We start from the raw sequence: 17844 nt of genomic DNA on the forward strand, positions 1-17844 counted from the left end.
GGTCAATTATTTGCTGAGACATAGTTGTTTTATAGGTTTGGCATTAGATTAAAAAACTTTGCTGGGAGTAGAATTCATGAGTTATCCAGAGAGAGTGGTTTGGTTGGAGGAACGCACAGAGTTAGGTGTGTTATCTGAAAATGCGTTGGCAGCAATTGGGGAAGTTTTAGAAGAAAAGGTAGTTCCGGCGCAGACTCGTTTGGTACAAGAAAATACTATACCTGATGGTCTTTATATTTTAAAACAGGGGAGGCTAGAGGGCGATCGCATTAATCAAACTGGTTCGGTTTGGATGATTAGTTTACTTCCTGGGGCTATAATTCATTTACAAGAACTATTATTTGGGCAGTTAACTCAAAGAACTGTTATAGCTTTGAGTGAATGTCAGTTATGGTTTATTCCTGCTAATAAGTTTCAGGAGTTAGTCGCTGCATATCCCGAAATTAGCCAAGCTTTTACGCAAAAGTTAGCGATGGAATTGGTGCAGCTTTCTTCGCAGTTAACTTATGAACAAGAACGTCAAACAATTTTACGCCCTTATTTAGTCACCAAAGCCAAACGTGGGGTTGTGGGAAAAAGCCGCTATGCGGAAAGGTTGCGCCAACAAATTAAACAAGCAACTAATGATATGGATTCGGTTTTAATTTTTGGAGAACCTGGTTTAGAAAAAGATAACCTTGCCGCTTTAATTCATTTTGGTTCCGATCACAGAAGGGAACCAATGATTAAGTTAGATTGTAGCACTTTGCAAGCCAGCGGTGCAGATTTGTTTGGTCGTGCTGGCGGTAAACCGGGATTAATTGAATGGCTAGGAACAGGAACTTTATTGCTGAACAATATCCAAGAACTTCCCGAAGAATTAGTACCAAAAATTGCTCATTTACTGGAAACTAAAACTTTCACGCCTGTAGGTGTCCAAGAATTAGAAACTGCCGCTTTAGAAATTGAGTGTCAGGCTAAAATTATCATGATTTCGGAAAGGACATTACCTAGTATCGATCGCTTAGTCAAGCATCTAATCAAAGTTCCTCCTTTGCGAGTCAGAAAAGCTGATATTAGTGACCAATTAGAATACTATATGCGGTTATTTTGTCGGGCTAAAGGGGTTGCCAAACCGCAGATTACAGAGGAGGCTTTACGCAGGTTACAATCTTATGATTTTCCAGGAAATTTGCGGGAATTAGAGAGTTTGGTGCAAAGAGCGATCGTCCAATCCCCCGGCACTAAACTATTAACAGAAGAAGTTTTTTGGTCAGTCCAAACTAAAAAGAAAGTATTTCGGGTTAATCTCTTAAATGCCTATCCTTGGTTAAGGCAATTTTTGCGTAGTCCTTGGTGGCCGGATAGAATAAATTATTGGTTCACTTTTAGCTTTTTCGCCTTTGTTGTTGCTGTCTTATTTCTGGCTCCCCAAAATCGTCAAGAAAACTTTGCTTTAAACTTATTTTGGGCTTGGTGGTGGCCTTTAATTTTAATTGGGTTTCCCTTTGTCGGACGCTTGTGGTGCGCGGTTTGTCCCTTCATGATTTATGGAGAAATTACCCAAAAATTATCTTTATGGTTATGGCCTAGACAACTGAAACGTTGGCCTAGACAGTCAGCAGAAAAATGGGGAGGTTGGTTTTTATTTGGCTTATTTGCCTTAATTTTCCTTTGGGAAGAACTCTGGAATTTAGAAAATACCGCTTATCTTTCGGCTTGCTTACTGTTATTAATTACTGCCGGAGCCATGATATTTTCTACTATTTTTGAGCGAAGATTTTGGTGTCGCTATCTTTGTCCGATCGGGGGAATGAATGGCTTATTTGCTAAACTTTCGATGACTGAATTACGAGCGCAACAGGGAACTTGTTCGGCTGAATGTACCACTTACCAATGTTATAAAGGTGGGCCGCAAAAAGGAGAAGGTTTAGCGACAAATGGTTGTCCTTTATATTCCCATCCGGCACAATTAGAAGATAACAAAGATTGTGTTTTGTGCATGACTTGTTTAAAAGCTTGTCCGCATCGATCGGTAGAATTAAATTTGCGTCCTCCCGGAATTGAACTTTGGACAACTCACACTCCTCACAGCTACGAAGTAGCGTTGCTAATGTTGTTATTAGGTGGGGTTTTTCTGCATCGTTTACCAGAAATCAATTCTTGGTTGGGATGGAATTTGAATTTAACTCAATTTTGGCCTCATTTAGGGTTTTCTTTAGCAGCATTACTCCTGCCAGTAACAATTACATTTGTTGCTTATGGATGGATCAGGTTGATGATTTGGTTCAATGTAACTAGAACGCACAATTTTATTAAACCCCGCTCTTTTGTAGAGTTGGCTTATGGTTATTTACCGCTAGTTTTAGGAGGAAATTTAGCTCATTATTTGCGTTTAGGTTTAGGTGAAGCAGGACGCATTTTACCCGTGAGTTTAGCAACTTTTGGTTTGCATGGTGAAGGTTTACCAATAATAGTTGCTCACCCGGCTGTGATCGCATTTTTACAAGGAGTGACGTTGATATTTTCGGTAATTTGTTCGGTAATATTAACCCAAAAAATTGCCCGTCAATCTTTTAGAGGTTTGTTGCCTCAACATCTAGCAACTATTGTTTTGTGTGTAGGGTTATGGGTGATTATTGTTAATTAAATCAGATTTTACACCTTGAGGCAGAGCCTCTATTTTTCTTTCCCAGGTTGAACCTGGGAACAAGTAAATTAAGTTCCCTTCTTAAAAAGGGGGGCTAGGGGGGATCTAGGTTTCAGGTAGAGAGTGCGATCGTATTAATACCAATTGTTTAACCCCTCCCCGTCTACAGGGAGGGACTAATGATTAAGTGCATTTTACAGAGAATGGGTATTAATACGATCGCACTTGCAAAACCAATTCTGCTAATTCTCTAAACCCTTCTCCTTCTTCTAAGGATGTGACGTAAGTAGGTAAAAATTTTAATTTATCTTTGTAGTGTAAGATATTTGCCACACCAACAGAGAAAGGAAACAAACTGCGATCGAACAAAGTTTCATCATTAGGACTATCGCCAACGGTAATTAAATTTTCTGTAGTTATTTCGGTAAAATAACTATTTAATACTTGCAGTAAACTGGTAGCTTTTGTTTGATTTTGTGGTTTAATGTGACATTGTACTGTGCTATAAGTAAAACCCCAATTTTTTGCTTTACAAAGTTGTTCTAGTTGCTGTAATTCATCACTTGTTAAACCTTGAACATCAAATGTCCAGTCGGTGAGGCGGAAAGGGTTATCTGTAGATTCTTCTATTTGGGGAAAGTGGGATTTTAAATAGTCAAAGGTGGCAGCTAATTGTTGACGGTGATTAATTAAATTAGGAATAGGTGTTAAAAGTTTTGGTTGTTCGCTGTTGGCTGGAAAGAATACTCCGCCATTTTCTGCGATCGCACCTGTCACAGGTAAATAACTTTTTAAACCTTGTACCCAACCAGCCGATCGACCCGTAATTAATAGTACAACAATTTTTGCTTCAGCTAACGCTTCTAAAGCCTTGAGTAAAGATGAAGTAAATTTCCCATGAGTGGTTAAAGTGCCATCCATATCAGTAGCAATTAAACTGATATTTCCGTTAATAAAAATACTTGGCGAAGTCAGGGTATCTAGAGACATAGAATATAACAATAAAATTAGTTGTTTTATTTTAAAGCTATATAATTCACTTACAATTGTAACTTACTAGTATCTGAAAAGTAAAGTATTCTAGGACAAATTTTAAAGAAAATGTAGGTTGGGCAAATATTAAACCCAACCTACATTTAAACATAAGATGAGAGATTAACTTAAACAAGCTGCCAAATCTTCATCGGCGGTAGTAATCGGCTTCAAGTTATATTTTTCTGACAGTAACTTGAAGACATTTGGAGAGATAAAGGCTGGTAATGTTGGCCCTAAGCGGATATCTTTAATTCCCAGATAAAGTAGGGTTAATAAAATGGATACAGCCTTTTGTTCGTACCAAGAAAGAATCATTGATAAAGGTAACTGATTCACTTCTACATTAAAGGCATTTGCTAACGCTAAAGCAATTTGAATTGCCGAGTAAGCATCATTACATTGACCTACATCCATTAACCGAGGTAAACCTTCGATATCTCCTAAATCTTTGTCGAAGAAACGGAACTTACCACAAGCCAAAGTTAAAACTATACAATCAGTTGGAACTTTTTCTACTAATTCGCTGTAGTAGTTCCTTCCTGATTTAGCACCATCACAACCACCGACTAAGAAAAAGTGGCGAATTTTGCCTTGTTTAACTGCATCAATTACATCACCAGCTACACCTAAAACTGCGTTACGGGCAAAGCCTGTCATTACTTCTTTAGCGACAACATCTTCAATAAATCCAGGCATTTCTAAAGCTTTTTCAATTACCAAATTGAAGTTGCTGTTGGTGAGGTGAATTAATCCAGGCCAACCAACAGGCCCAAGGGTATAAACGCGGTCTTTGTAGTTATCATGGGGTGGCATGAGGCAGTTAGTTGTCATCACGATCGGCCCAGGAAATGCCGGAAATTCTTTAGTTTGATTTTGCCAAGCGGTGCCATAATGACCATACAAATGAGGGTAGTTTTGTTTTAATTTGGGATAGGCATGGGCTGGCAACATTTCGCCGTGAGTGTAGATATAAATGCCTGTATTTTCTGTTTGTTGGAGGAGGTATTCTAATTGTTTAAGGTCATGACCTGAAACTAAAATTGCTTTGCCTTTTTTCGCGCCTAAAGGTACAGATGTAGGAACCGGATGCCCATAAGTGTTGGTGTTTCCTGCGTCAAGTAATTCCATTGTTCGCAGGTTAATTTCTCCTAATTTTAAAGCTATATTTACCCAATCTTCTAAGGTTTTATCATTGCTACCAAGGGCGGCTAAGGCTTCATGACAGAAGGCATAAACGCGATCGTCTTCTTGACCAAGTTCGGCAGCATGATAAGCGTAAGCAGCAATGCCTTTTAGTCCATAAAGTACAGTGAGTTTTAAGGAGAAAATATCGACATTTTTGGCAGAAGAACTGATAAATTGGTATTCAATATCTTTGCCTTGTTGGACTAGTTCGCTAACAGTTTGTCCTGGTTGAAATTCAGCAAGGGTTGACCATTCTATATGTTGGCAACTGGTGAATAATGTTCGGGCTTTTAATTCATCCCGCAATGCTATGGCTTTGTGGATATAATTAACAAAGTCGTTGGGGTCAAAGTTGACGTTTGTTAGAGTAGAAAATAGGGTTTCACAAGTGAAGAAATCGGCTTCTTTATCGATGATATCAAAGCTACGAGCAGCGATCGCAACTTCTCCCAATCCCCGCAAACAATGAACTAATAAATCTTGTAGAGCATCAACTTCTGGGCTTTTACCACAAGCACCCCATTGATAGCATCCTTCTCCTTTGGTGGTTTGTTCACATTGGTTGCAATACATAGTCTTGTTCCTGTTTCTCTCATCTACCCTCAGAATAGGGGAAGCTAAAAAAGATAACCTTGACTTAAGTCAAAAAATGAAGGATTGAAAAAATATGGCAAGCAAGGACAACCAGAAAAGTATTGATTTACAGGAGTTTCTGAGCAATAGTCAAATGTTTTTTGGCTTGCCAACAGATGAGGTTGATGCTTTGTTAAGTATTGCTCAACAGCAAACTTACCAAAAAGGCGAGACAATTTTCTGGGAAGGGGATGCTGGAACGGGATTTTTTTTAGTAATTTCTGGCAAAGTAAAGGTTTTTAAGATTTCCCCGGAAGGTAAAGAACAAATTTTACAAGTGTTCGGTGCTCATGAACATTTTGCTGAAGTACCAGCTTTTGATGGGCAACCTTTTCCGGCTTCAGCTGCGGCTTTAGAGAAAACTGAACTGTTGTTTTTTCCCCGCACTACTTTTTTAGAACTAATCAAAAATAATCCAAGTTTGGCAGTTAATTTGTTGAAGATTTTCGCTCGTCATTTACGCAGGTTTGCTAAAGTTATTGAAGACCTTTCTTTAAGAGAAGTTCCCGGAAGATTTGCAGCTTATTTGTTGTATTTGAGCGATCGCACTGGCAACCAAGAGGAAGTAGAATTAGATTTAACTAAAGGACAATTAGCCGCTTTGTTAGGTACAATTCCTGAAACTTTATCGCGGGTATTTGCCAAACTCAGCCAGGAAGAAATTATTAGCTTGAATGGTTCAACTGTTAAATTATTGAATTTACAGAGGTTAAAAGTTTTAGGTGGCACTAGAGAGTAATTGTTAAGAATTTTTGAGACAAAGTAGATTCTGCCGAGAAGTGGGAAATCTGAAATGTAGGATAATCTTAACTTTATAGCTTGAAATTTACTTCTTTGCGATCGGTATGCCTAAATCTAAATCAGCTAGTGGCTGCCGTAAAATGTTGCGGCGCACTTTTTTATTTTTAATAGTTTTTACTGCTACTCAAGTTTTAGCCGAATATTTTTCCGTACCCAAGAACCGCGATAATTTCTTCACGTTGATGGGAAAATTATGGCAAAAGCTGCTAGCTTTAAGAGAGCAACATCAGCAAAAAGTTACTACTGAACTTCCGGCGAATAATCCAATAGGTGCAACTACTCCTTCTCCTCAACCAAAAGTTATTAATTCTCCATCTCCAGACCCAGAAAAACCAGCAAAAACTCCTGAAGTTAAGCTTTCTAATCAAAAAGGTAAGCCTGTACAAATTAGCCGCAAATCTATTGCTGGTGTTAGTTTTTATCAAACAATTATTGACCTGACAGATCCCGAAACTTTTATTACTGTTGGATTGGCTAATAATGCTGATATTGCTAATAATTATAAAATTAGTAAAGGCGATGAACCTTTTAAAGATTTAGTAGATAGACAACAGGCTGCGATCGTAACTAATGGTACTTTTTTCGGCAAAGATAGCCAAAAAGCTGTGTTGGGTAATATGGTAGCGGCGGGAAAATTTGTTAAATATAGTCGCTGGGAAAATTACGGCACTACTTTAGGAATTAAAGCCGGAAATGAATTAGAAATGGTTACTGCTAGAACGGAAAGAAAGCCAGATTGGACAGAACATTGGTTTTCGTTAACTTGTGGGCCAAGATTAGTTAAAGAAGGAAAAGTTTGGCTTTCTCCACTTTCGGAAGGTTTCAAAGATTCTCATGTTTTGGGTGTAGGTTCTCGTTGTGCGATCGGATTTCCTGAATCGAGAAAACAGTTATATTTGGTGACTTTTTTAACTAGTTTATCTTTACAAAAAGAAGCGGAAATTATGCAAGCGATCGGTTGTGTGGAAGCGATGAATTTAGATGGTGGTGCTTCTGTCGCCTTAGCGCACAAAGGTAAAATTTTAGTGTCTCCGGGACGGAATTTAACTAATGTAATCGCGGTTTATGATACAAATTATCCAGCGCCAGAAGAGTTAAAACAGTCTTGGTTACGCTTTCAAAATGGCGATCGTCCTTCACCTGCAACCGCTGATTTTTCAGATTAAATAAGTGAAGTAATATCGTTTATACAAATGTTTGCTACAAATCAGGTAGGGGCGGGTTTAGCCAAAAGCTGAGAATACCCTGCAATAAAATTGAAATCAAAACCCGCCCTTTCCCAAGCATCTGTAGCCAACATTTAGGTAGTCGATATAAGGTAAAGGGAAAAGACAAAAGGCGAAGAGTAGAAGCAAGTTAAATCACGAGCTTTGTTCCTCTACATTCTCTTTTCCCAGTCACCAGTCACCAATCCCCAGTCTCTTTTTTATAGTTTTATTAACTTGCTATCCTATTGAGTAATTTGGCAACTTTATGGGAATTATATCTATATGAAAATACCGTAAAGCTCCCAGTGAGATTTTGGTTACAGCTATCCTCAAATTTCCACTTAAATCTATTTTTTAGAAGCAAAAAGAAGATGAGAACTTTAACTAAGCAAATGATGCAAAATCCAGAATTACAGCCAAATTCTCTAGAATTTTTGCAAAAAGTCATCAATACCACTAGCGATCCCATTTTCGTTAAAAACGATCGGCATTGCTGGATTCTCTGCAATGATGCTTTTTGCAATTTTATCGGTATTAATCGTGAAACATTACTCGATAAATCTGACTATGACTTTTTCCATAAATCAGAAGCGGATATTTTTTGGGAAAAAGATCGACAGGTATTAGAAACAGGGATTGGTGATGAAAATGAAGAAACTATTACCACTTTAGAAGGCAAGATTCGCATCATTTCTACTAAAAAGTCTTGTTTTCAAGATTGCCAAGGTAATAAATATATCGTTGGTATTATCAGGGATATTACTAACCGCAAACATTTAGAAGAAGCACTAAAGCAGGTTGTTGAAGAGTTAGAAAATCGGGTTGAAGAACGCACCGCACATCTGAAACAGGCGATCGAGCAATTAGAGATTGAAGTTGCTGAACGCAAAGAAGTAGAAGCATTGTTGCAGGAAAAAAACCAAAAATTAGAACAAACACTTTTGGATTTACAGCAAGCACAAACTCATCTCATTCAAAGCGAAAAAATGTCCAGTTTAGGACAGTTGGTAGCTGGAGTTGCTCATGAAATTAATAACCCAGTGAATTTTATTCATGGCAATTTAGTTCATGCGAATCAGTATATGAACGATCTGTTAGATTTGTTGCAACTTTATCAAGCTCATTGTCCAGGTTCGCATCCTGATTTAATAGAAAAAGAAGAGGAAATGGATTTAAAATTCCTGCGTACAGATTTACCAAAACTGCTTTCTTCTATGCAGGTAGGTGCCGATCGCATTCGTGCTGTTGTGCAATCTCTGCGTCACTTCTCCCGCATTGATGAAGCAGAAGTGAAAGGTGTGGATATTCATGAAGGAATTGAAAGCACATTAATGATTCTCAGTAATCGGTTGAAAGCTAAACCAGATATTCCGGCAATTGAGGTAATTAAACAGTATGGAAAATTACCTTTGGTTGAATGTTACGCTGGGCAACTCAATCAGGTATTCATGAACATTATTTCTAATGCCATTGATGCTTTAGAAGAACGTATGAAGCAAGAAATTGAGCATCAACCTAAAATTTGCATTATTACAGATTTTGTCGAACCAAACCGAGTAAAAATTTGCATTAAAGATAATGCTTTTGGAATGCCGAAATCCGTAATAAAACATTTATTCGATCCTTTTTTTACTACTAAATCTATAGGCAAAGGAACGGGATTAGGAATGTCAATTAGTTATCAAATTGTCGTTGATAAACATGGCGGTACTTTAGATTGTAATTCTACATTTGGAAAAGGCACGGAATTTATTGTGGAAATCCCCATGCAAAGAAAACATTAGATTTTGTTTAATCGGAAAAATGGATTTCTGCGAATTGTCGTGCTTTTTGGAAATAATTTTCTATTTCATTGACTAGTTCATTAGCTTCTGGGAGTGTCTGTCGATCGGCTTGTTTTTGTAATTCTGCTGCTGCAATAGACATTTTTGGTATACCTACGTTAGCACTAGAGCCTTTTAGTTGATGAGCTTTATGTTTTATGGTAGGAAAATCATGATTTGCGATCGCCTCTTTCAAAGCTGCAATATCTCCCTCAGCAGCTTGGAAAAAGATTTCTAAAAGGCGCTTTTGCATCGCTACTTTTCCCCTGCTAACTGCTTGCAGACGCTGCAAGTTTATCGGCAATTCTTCATCTTGTGGTAACACTGCTAGAGGCTGTTTGTAAAATTATTCTGATTTTACCGGAATAGCGATTAACTTTGTCTTATAAAAATCTTTACTTTCGGTAAAAATGTTACTTATGATACAAAACGCGGTTTTATTTTTTGATTAGATATTTTTAGTCTTTATTATTTTTTATCATTTATATAAATAAAAATATACGCTCAGGCTGAACTTATAAAAGTGTTAATAGTTTTATAAGAGAACTCAACAATATTTTCTGTACCAAACTAGGCAAAAATCTTCCTGGCCTAATGCAAACACTACATCAAAATCGATGGGTTTTTCTCCCCGTATTTCCGAACGCAATATTAATAATAATGGCACACAATGAACAACATACATGAGCTTCCTTTTGTCTAATTAATCTTCTGTTTTTCAAGGAAGTGAAGTATTCAGCTGTTCGTAGTAGAATATTTTATGCCAGTCATGAAGATTATTAAAGGATAATTTAATGTATGAGCTTGATTTGGTGAGCGTTATCTGCCTATTCTTTCATTGGTAGAATTACATCAAGTTTCTATGTCAATGGAGAACTAAAGCAAAAGTTAAATAGCAACTATCAATGTTAGATTACTACTTAACAAAATAGGGAGAAAAAAGAATGAGTGAACCATTAGAAGATTGGCTAATCTTATCTGCGGATTCGGTAAATCTTGCAGGATTAAAAGTTTTGGTTGTAGATGACGACCCTGACTCTAGAGATTTAGTGGCATTTTTATTGGAAGAATACGGTATTGAAGTAATTGTGGTAGCCTCAGCATTAGAAGCATTAAAAACTTTAGCTAGCGTTCAACCAGATATTCTTTTATGTGATATTGGAATGCCGGATATGGATGGTTATATGTTAATGCGTCAAATTCGAGGTTTACCACCAGAACAAGGGGGACAAATTCCTGCGATCGCGTTAACTGCATACGCGGGGGAATCTAACCAACAACAAGCATTAAAAGCTGGGTTTCAAAGGCATTTAGCTAAACCAGTAGAACCAATGGATGTAATTGCTGTAATTGTTGAACTTACTAAAAAGTAAACAATTATTTGCTATAAAATTCACGTTTTAGGTTGAACAAAGTTTAATCCTATGATACCAACATTATTTATATTGAACTCGTTCTATAGATAGAAACATAAATTCTTCTTCGGATAGAGGTTTGGGTCAAATAGGATTGTTAATTTTTACTAACAGTAATCAGTTCTATATATCGCTGATTTTAAGTAATTAAAACAGCGAAAATTGGGTTTTAGAAAATTACAGTTTTTAATTCGATTAAGGCCATTGTTAATTAATCACTAATAGCGGGGAATGAGTAGATGAAAGAATATCAATTTTACGATGAATATAGTCTATCGGAAAGGGTAGAAGAGTTAGCTAAAAAAGCTCTGAAGTTAGGTTCCCAGTACCCAATTCAATTTCATCAATAAAATTGGAGACAGTTTTTGTAAATGTTTCTGTAAAAAAGAAGTTCCATTCATGATAAACGCCATCAATAATTACCAGTTTGGAACCTTTAATATTTCGAGCAAATTCTTTAGCCATTGTCATGGGAGTGAGTAAATCATCTGCACCCCAAATAATCAAACAAGGAGTATGAATTCGGGGCAACATTGAGCGGATATCTCTGTCTAGTACTAACTTAGCTGTTTCTAATACTTTTTTCGTATTAAACAGGCTATTGTAAAGTACACGGGCAAGTATAGCTAACGCAGGTTCAGGTTTTGCTTGCCACATTTGAGCAGACATTTCGATCGCTCTTCGCACTACAACTTCCGGCAATGAATTCATCGGAATACCTGTACTATCTACTACTATTAAACTTCGGGTAAAATCAGGTTTTAAAGCTGCTAATGCCATTGCGATCGCACCGCCTAAAGAATGGCCTACAATATGTACTGACTGAAGATTTAACGCCTTGAGAAAATCAATTAATACGGCAGCATAGTCGCTATAATCTTTGACAAAATGAGGGGCAGTTGATTTTCCAAAACCTGGCAAATAAGGTGCTACTACGTGATAACGTTGCGACAACATATTTAAGTTTTCTTGATAAGGTTCAATTGATACAGACCACCCATGAATAAATAATATAGAAACAGAATTAGTAGCTGTTCCGGCTTCTTGGTAAAAGATATTACTATCTGCTAAATGAATTTGCTTTTCGATGAACAAGCTCTCCATAGCATTTACTCCTGGCTACTTTCATAAATTAATTTGTAATCCAAATTACCAAAAACTATCTGTAATACTTCAGCCGATGGAGGGGTTTACGAAAACAGTAAATAACTCATCATTCAACGTAAAGAAGGATGAGGTCAGACATTATTATGTTAGCTTTAGAATATATAGTAATTGCACTGCTGTTCCTAGCGATTTTCCCTTTCTCAATTATACAAATGGGAACAGCTTTAGAGCAAGAAGATATTGAAGCTTTTTGCGTTTGGACTTTTTTAGCTTCTACGATCGCAGGTTTGCCATTAATGACGGTTTTATTAATTTAAGTCTTTACCTCTTGTCGATTTTTGTTAGTAGGGAATAATTTTTTTGGTAGATTGCGATCGCTCTAAGCCGTTTCCGTAACTGTATCTTTTGACTCCAGCATTTTGATGCTTTGAGAAGATTTCCAAGCCGAACCATATAGCTCAACAAATCTTTTAAATAACCAAGCAGTTTCGTGAGTTGAAACCATACTAACATTAAACAAACGGTCAATATTTCTATCTGCTAACTTCCTTAAGTATGGCAAATCTTCAAACAAAGTTAAGCAAGATGCAAAATGTAGTAAAAGTTGCAACAATGGTTTAGGCCAATCGAGATTGCTGTAAATGTCTATATACAATCTGTGTTCTTTATCACTAATAGGTTCGACATTAAACATCACAACAATTCTTTTATTGCCATAAACGGGAATATTCAGTTCTACCGTATATGGGTTATAGAGAGCTAGAATTACTTCTACTAATGGTTGTCGCCAAATTCGCAGAGTATTAAAATCTGAATTTAGCATGGTTTGAAATTTAATAATTCCCCCGATAGCCGTCGGTTGAAAATGTGTAACTGAAACAACTCTTAGGTTACTGAGGCTAAAGCTGTGAACTGTTTCTAAGTGTTTTAAATTCAACAAATGATAGATTTGGCAAAGATGAGAAAAGGGTAATATATACTCCTGACTAATCATGTGTAATTTTCGGAGTTCCAGCATCCTATTTTGTGCTGAATCTGGGTTAATTTCGTGAGGAACCAAACTTATATCGGTAGGATAAGTATTGATTTCTACCTGATAAGGTTTCAAAAACAGCCAACTTAAAAAGATGAAAGAAGCTGTAAATAGTTGCATGAAATCCATCGCTGATAAATAACCATCAGCTAAGGTAGCCATACTGCGATCGGTAATTCCAAATAACCAAGAGGGAATTCCTAACAGCCAAATACCATTTCTCAGGCTAGTAATAAATTCTGAAATCTCTACAGAACTTTGCTCAGAGGTCAATTTATCCATAGTTGCTTAATTACTTTTAATTTCTAAACTGAGAATTTAAGCTACTAAAAATTAGCGCCAAGCAAAAACTTGGCTACATAAAGCTGCCAGCTTTATTAGCAAATAAAAATTCTTCAGGCAGACATACCTTGCCTAATCTTTTGGTTGCTTATCTATATATTAATCCTAATATTAATCCTAATTATTAAGATTGCTTTCTATCGAAAGAGTAGTCTTGCAATCTATTCCAAGATATGCGTTTTTTCTATCAAAAAATAGTCAAAAATTGCATAATTTTAGCAAACAAAATATTACTTACATCCATCTTAAGTTGAGTAATTTAAAAATCATCCTTGCGATTGTTACTAAAGGCAGAAGAGTAGATAAGTTAACAGAGATACAGTTTAAAGAATAGACAATTATGAGCTATTGCTCTCACAGGCAATTAGCGATTTTAGAAGGATTTAGGAGAAGAGATAGTATGACTCTATTATCTATAGATGAGTTAAAAAATTTAGTAGAACAACCTACAGGATTGTGTGTTTCAATTTATATGCCTACTTGCCGTTTAGGACAAGAAACGCAACAAAATCCAATTCGGTTTAAAAATCTCATTCGTCAGGCAGAAGAATTATTAGTAGAACATGGTTTCACCCAATCGGAAGCAGGAAAATTTTTGCAGCCTGCTCATAAACTAGACGATCAAGATTTTTGGCAACATCAAAATAATGGGTTAGCAATCTTTGTAGCTGAGGGGGTATTTCATTACTACCGCTTACCATTAAACTTTGCGGAATTAGCTGTTGTTACCGATCGTTTCCATCTAAAACCGCTGTTACCTCTATTAACTAATGATGGGCTATTTTACATTTTGAGTTTGAGTCAAGAGCAAATCAAGCTATTAGAATGTACCCGCTATGATGTAAAAGAAATTGAGTTAGAGGATGTCCCCAAAAATATGGATGAAGCTCTCATGTATGATGAGACTGCTAAAGAGGGACAGTTCCGCATCAACACATCAAAAGGGGGAACTAATAATTCCTTTCAACATTCTGGAACTTTTCACGGGCAAGGAAGTCCAGACAGAGATAATATTAAGGTAGATTTGTTGCAGTTTTTCTACTTAGTCGATCGCGGAATTCAAAAGTATTTGCGCGGAAAAAATGTACCTTTGGTATTAACTGGAGTAGAATATCTCTTCCCAATTTACCGAGAAGCTAATACTTACCCGCATTTAGTTGAAGAAGGAATTACGGGAAATACCAAAATCTCCACTCCCGAAGAATTGCAAAGTGAAGCTTGGCAAATAGTGGAACCGATATTTTCACAGGCGCAGGAAAAAGCGATCGCTTACTATCAAGAATCCGCAGCCGCTCAAAGAGCTTCAACTGATATCAAAGAAACTGTCCCCGCAGCATATTATGGGCGCGTTGAACAATTATTTGTAGCTGTTGGAGTGCAGCAATGGGGTAATTTCGATCCCCAAAATAACACAATTGAACTACATCCCGAACCCGAAACCGGAGATGAGGATTTATTAGATTCAGCCGCAGTTCAAACCATTTTAAATGGAGGAACTGTATATGCTGTTGAACCAGAACAAGTTCCCGATCGCGCTCCCTTAGCAGCTGTTTTTCGTTATTAATCTGCCCTAGTTCATGATTCATTAAATTATCAATTATGAATCATGAACTTTTAGTATTTTCAGGAGACAAACGGATGGAAATTACCAAACAAAATACTACCAATCAACCAGAAAACACCAAGGATGCTGGACAATGGGCATCCTTAATTGGTGGTGGCGCACTTGTACTTTATGGATTATCGCGTCGCTCTCTTCGGGGTGCGTTGATGGCTCTTGCAGGTGGCGGTTTAGTGTATCAAGGTGTTGGTGGAAAAAGTGGCGTACAGGATGCAACAGGAATGAACCAAAATATCATAGTGGAAAAGACAGTAACTATTAACAAATCACCGGAAGAATTGTATCGTTTCTGGCACAATTTCGAGAATTTACCAACTTTTATGAAACATCTCAAATCTGTGAGAGTATCAGATCAAAAACGCTCTCATTGGATTGCTAATGCACCTATGGGTAACAGCGTAGAGTGGGATGCTGAAATAATTAATGACCAAGAAAATCATTTAATTGCTTGGGCTTCTTTAGAAGGTGCGGATGTAGATAATTCTGGTTTTGTTCGCTTTCAACCTGCGCCAGAGGGAAGGGGAACAGAAGTAAAAGTTGTCATGGAATATAACCCGCCTGCTGGTGCTTTGGGGGCTGCGATCGCCAAACTTTTTGGTGAAGAACCAGAACAACAAATCGGAGATGATTTGCGCCGCTTTAAACAATTAATGGAAGCCGGAGAAATTGCCACCACCGAAGGGCAACCTGCTGGACATAGATAACTGTGTGTAATTAGGACTTACGCACTCTGGAGCCTGAAATCTAGATCCGAACTAGCCCCCCTTCCCAAGGGGGGAACTTAATAGCCCCCTTGGGAAGGGGGTTGGGGGATCTCAGTGCGTAAGTTCTAGTAATATCAAAAAAACACCGTTGATTATTGGAAAAATCCATTAATCAACGGTGTTTTCTGCACTCACTTATTCGTTCAGAATAAAAAGGGAGGGAAATTTTTAAAACCCGGATTTAGGTCTAGAATTCCTACAGAATATCTAAATAATTTTTGGCTCAATCGGCTCTTTTTTTGCTACTTAGTTACCGCCTGAACTAACAGATTTGTAATGTATGCCTGGTTCTTCTGGCTTCTTGTGCCACTTGCCATCTTGAGCTTTTTCAAAGTTTACACCCAGGCTATTCCAAGCTACATTCATAGCAGATTCTTCATCCATTCCATTTTCGTAGGCGCTATTAAAAGCTGCCAGAAAATATTGTTCAGAACCATCAGCTAATTGTTCTCTAACTTCAGGAGATAAGTCTTCGAGTTGTTTTACAGCCATAAATACCATCCATTTGTTATTTCACTACTGGGATCATCATAAAAAGCAGAGTTTACAATTTCTTCATCCTTGGAGGTAATTATGGTATTTAATTCACTATGTCTGAGGTATGATTAGCAAATTAACAGTCACACTCAACAACTTAAAACAAAGTCATTAAGCCGCTTCTGGATTGAGTTGAATCATTTCCCAAGTAGTATAAGTTCCAACTGGACTCCACAGCAAATAAGGAATTAATAAAGCAGCAGCCAAGCCAGAAATAGGCCAAATTAATAGTGTTAGTGAAACAGCTAAAACTAGTCCCACTGCTCCTAATATTAAGCCAACTTTTAGGCTTCTTAGCCTTAGTGTCATAGGGATATAAGCCACTGTCACTACTTCTAAAACTAGGTAAAGTGCCATGAGTAACCAAGTTTTTAAACTACCTGGATCTTTTTCCCAAATCAGAATAGCTGACCCTGCACCACAGATAAAAATGAAAGTCCAAATGAAAGGAATAGCAGGTTCAAAAATTAGCCATTGAGGTCGAAGTAATTGTACTCCCCAAACGGTATCACGCGGTCTCATCAAAATAGTACCAAGGGCAACTATTAAAGTTATGCCTCCGATTACCAGCCAAGATTTAAGCATTTTTATACCTCTGATAATGCTAAATTATTTTGAATTTGTCATCATCCTGACAAGTGAACCAAAGAGTTTAATCAGTCTTGAGTATGAACATATCAAGACTGATTTTTTGTATTTTTTATTACTGAGGCTAAACATTAAAAATTCTTCAACTACTTTTGGTAAACTTCTGGTAGTTTCCACCAGGGAAGATGAGGGTATTCATGATGTTCTTTATGGTAGCCAAAATGGTAACAGGTAATGAATGACCAGAAAGGTGAAAGATGATTACTTGTAGTTCTATGCTGATTGGTATAGCCTTCTTTTGGTTCTCGGTGGGTGAGGAAAGTTCCAAAATAAAACAATTGTAATGAGCTTAAAAGTGAGGGAATAATCCAAAATAAAACTAAGTTAATTATAGGTATATGGAACCATTCAGCTAGTAACGAGAATACTAATGCGAATCCTAAAAGTTGTTTCCAATTGGAGTAACTTTTCATAAAGTGGAAATACCAGCTAAAGAAGCTTTTATGTACCAGATCATGATAATCTGGATCGAAATGAGTCGCCGGATAACGGTGATGTAACCAATGTTTTTTCAGTAAGTTTTGATAGGAAAATAAACCGTATAAAAATACTGCGATCGATCCGATTGAATGGTTAATTTTAAGATTTGCAGGAAATACTACTCCGTGCATGGCATCATGGGCAGTGATAAATAAACCTGCATAGAGAAAGGTTTGCAATAATATAGCGGGTATTATCCAAAAAAGCTGTAGCTTTGCGACATCAATAGAAAGTAATATTACTAAAGTAATTGCCCATAATGAAAGAATTACAGCAGCAATAATAATTCCATAAAAGTTAGCTATATTCCGAGAAATTGATAGGCCATAAAAGTTGGCTTCTCTACTTTTAATAATGTTATTAAAAGCCGATAAATTGGTGACTTCAGTCGTCATTTCACATTACTTAACAATTACATTCAAATCGTAACTGTTAAAAATTATTCTTTTCTCTGTCTACAGTTCTAAAAGTCTTGCACTTCTGAAGACAGATATTTATGGGTTAAATAATACAAAAAATTCTGTGGCTATACCTAAAAAATGTAGAATATTTAATAAGTATCATTTTATTGAAGCGAAGTTTT

The 17844-nt window shown here is 36.9% G+C and carries 16 protein-coding genes; 8 read left to right on the plus strand and 8 right to left on the minus strand.

What is annotated here, in order from left to right:
- The first annotated feature begins 76 nt into the window (after window positions 1-76).
- On the plus strand, window positions 77-2629 hold the full coding sequence (locus IQ264_RS00395) for a sigma 54-interacting transcriptional regulator (RefSeq protein ID WP_193977476.1): 2553 nt from the start codon (window positions 77-79) through the stop codon (window positions 2627-2629).
- 210 nt (window positions 2630-2839) lie between these two features.
- On the opposite strand, the gene IQ264_RS00400 is transcribed toward IQ264_RS00395, so the two are convergent.
- Window positions 2840-3619 (minus strand): HAD-IIB family hydrolase, encoded by a 780-nt coding sequence (locus IQ264_RS00400; RefSeq protein ID WP_193977478.1) that lies wholly within the window; start codon window positions 3617-3619, stop codon window positions 2840-2842.
- Between the two features lie 165 nt (window positions 3620-3784).
- Entirely contained in the window at window positions 3785-5422 is a 1638-nt protein-coding gene (gene hcp / locus IQ264_RS00405) for a hydroxylamine reductase (RefSeq protein WP_193977480.1), read from the minus strand.
- Window positions 5423-5516: 94 nt separating this feature from the next.
- On the opposite strand from hcp, the gene IQ264_RS00410 reads away from it, so the two are divergent.
- The 3 genes from IQ264_RS00410 (at window position 5517) to IQ264_RS00420 (ending at window position 9275) form a co-directional block, all read left to right on the plus strand.
- Complete coding sequence (locus IQ264_RS00410) at window positions 5517-6221, plus strand: Crp/Fnr family transcriptional regulator (protein WP_193977482.1); 705 nt, start codon at window positions 5517-5519, stop codon at window positions 6219-6221.
- Between the two features lie 106 nt (window positions 6222-6327).
- Window positions 6328-7449 (plus strand): phosphodiester glycosidase family protein, encoded by a 1122-nt coding sequence (locus IQ264_RS00415; protein ID WP_193977484.1) that lies wholly within the window; start codon window positions 6328-6330, stop codon window positions 7447-7449.
- 413 nt (window positions 7450-7862) lie between these two features.
- A complete protein-coding gene (locus IQ264_RS00420) occupies window positions 7863-9275 on the plus strand; it encodes a PAS domain-containing sensor histidine kinase (RefSeq protein ID WP_193977486.1) in 1413 nt (470 codons plus the stop codon).
- A gap of 7 nt (window positions 9276-9282) precedes the next feature.
- Here IQ264_RS00420 and IQ264_RS00425 read toward each other — a convergent pair whose 3' ends face one another.
- Window positions 9283-9639, minus strand: a complete 357-nt coding sequence (locus tag IQ264_RS00425) for an Hpt domain-containing protein (protein ID WP_193977488.1) — start codon at window positions 9637-9639, stop codon at window positions 9283-9285.
- 619 nt (window positions 9640-10258) lie between these two features.
- Here IQ264_RS00425 and IQ264_RS00430 point away from each other — a divergent pair.
- Window positions 10259-10687 carry a response regulator gene (locus tag IQ264_RS00430; protein ID WP_193977490.1) on the plus strand — a complete coding sequence of 143 codons (429 nt, stop codon included), beginning with the start codon at window positions 10259-10261 and terminating at the stop codon, window positions 10685-10687.
- A 339-nt stretch (window positions 10688-11026) separates the two neighbouring features.
- On the opposite strand, the gene IQ264_RS00435 is transcribed toward IQ264_RS00430, so the two are convergent.
- Window positions 11027-11833 carry an alpha/beta fold hydrolase gene (locus IQ264_RS00435; protein ID WP_193977492.1) on the minus strand — a complete coding sequence of 269 codons (807 nt, stop codon included), beginning with the start codon at window positions 11831-11833 and terminating at the stop codon, window positions 11027-11029.
- Window positions 11834-11979: 146 nt separating this feature from the next.
- Between IQ264_RS00435 and IQ264_RS00440 the strand changes: the two genes are divergently transcribed.
- Entirely contained in the window at window positions 11980-12153 is a 174-nt protein-coding gene (locus tag IQ264_RS00440) for a hypothetical protein (protein ID WP_193977494.1), read from the plus strand.
- Between the two features lie 62 nt (window positions 12154-12215).
- On the opposite strand, the gene IQ264_RS00445 is transcribed toward IQ264_RS00440, so the two are convergent.
- Window positions 12216-13151, minus strand: a complete 936-nt coding sequence (locus IQ264_RS00445; RefSeq protein WP_193977496.1) for a hypothetical protein — start codon at window positions 13149-13151, stop codon at window positions 12216-12218.
- Window positions 13152-13611: 460 nt separating this feature from the next.
- On the opposite strand from IQ264_RS00445, the gene IQ264_RS00450 reads away from it, so the two are divergent.
- Together IQ264_RS00450 and IQ264_RS00455 are read left to right on the plus strand one after the other, a co-directional pair.
- Entirely contained in the window at window positions 13612-14775 is a 1164-nt protein-coding gene (locus IQ264_RS00450) for a hypothetical protein (protein ID WP_193977498.1), read from the plus strand.
- A gap of 35 nt (window positions 14776-14810) precedes the next feature.
- Window positions 14811-15536: an SRPBCC family protein gene (locus IQ264_RS00455; RefSeq protein ID WP_322744558.1), complete on the plus strand. Its 726-nt coding sequence runs from the start codon at window positions 14811-14813 to the stop codon at window positions 15534-15536.
- Between the two features lie 306 nt (window positions 15537-15842).
- Here IQ264_RS00455 and IQ264_RS00460 read toward each other — a convergent pair whose 3' ends face one another.
- From IQ264_RS00460 to crtW, 3 genes are all read right to left on the minus strand, one after another.
- Complete coding sequence (locus IQ264_RS00460; RefSeq protein ID WP_193977500.1) at window positions 15843-16088, minus strand: ChaB family protein; 246 nt, start codon at window positions 16086-16088, stop codon at window positions 15843-15845.
- Between the two features lie 156 nt (window positions 16089-16244).
- Entirely contained in the window at window positions 16245-16718 is a 474-nt protein-coding gene (locus IQ264_RS00465) for a TspO/MBR family protein (protein ID WP_193977502.1), read from the minus strand.
- A gap of 149 nt (window positions 16719-16867) precedes the next feature.
- Window positions 16868-17656, minus strand: coding sequence for a beta-carotene ketolase CrtW (gene crtW / locus IQ264_RS00470; RefSeq protein WP_193977504.1), 789 nt, complete (start codon window positions 17654-17656; stop codon window positions 16868-16870).
- Window positions 17657-17844: the final 188 nt, after the last annotated feature.

The sequence above is a fragment of the [Phormidium] sp. LEGE 05292 genome, assembly GCF_015207735.1.
Classification (GTDB): domain Bacteria; phylum Cyanobacteriota; class Cyanobacteriia; order Cyanobacteriales; family Aerosakkonemataceae; genus Floridanema.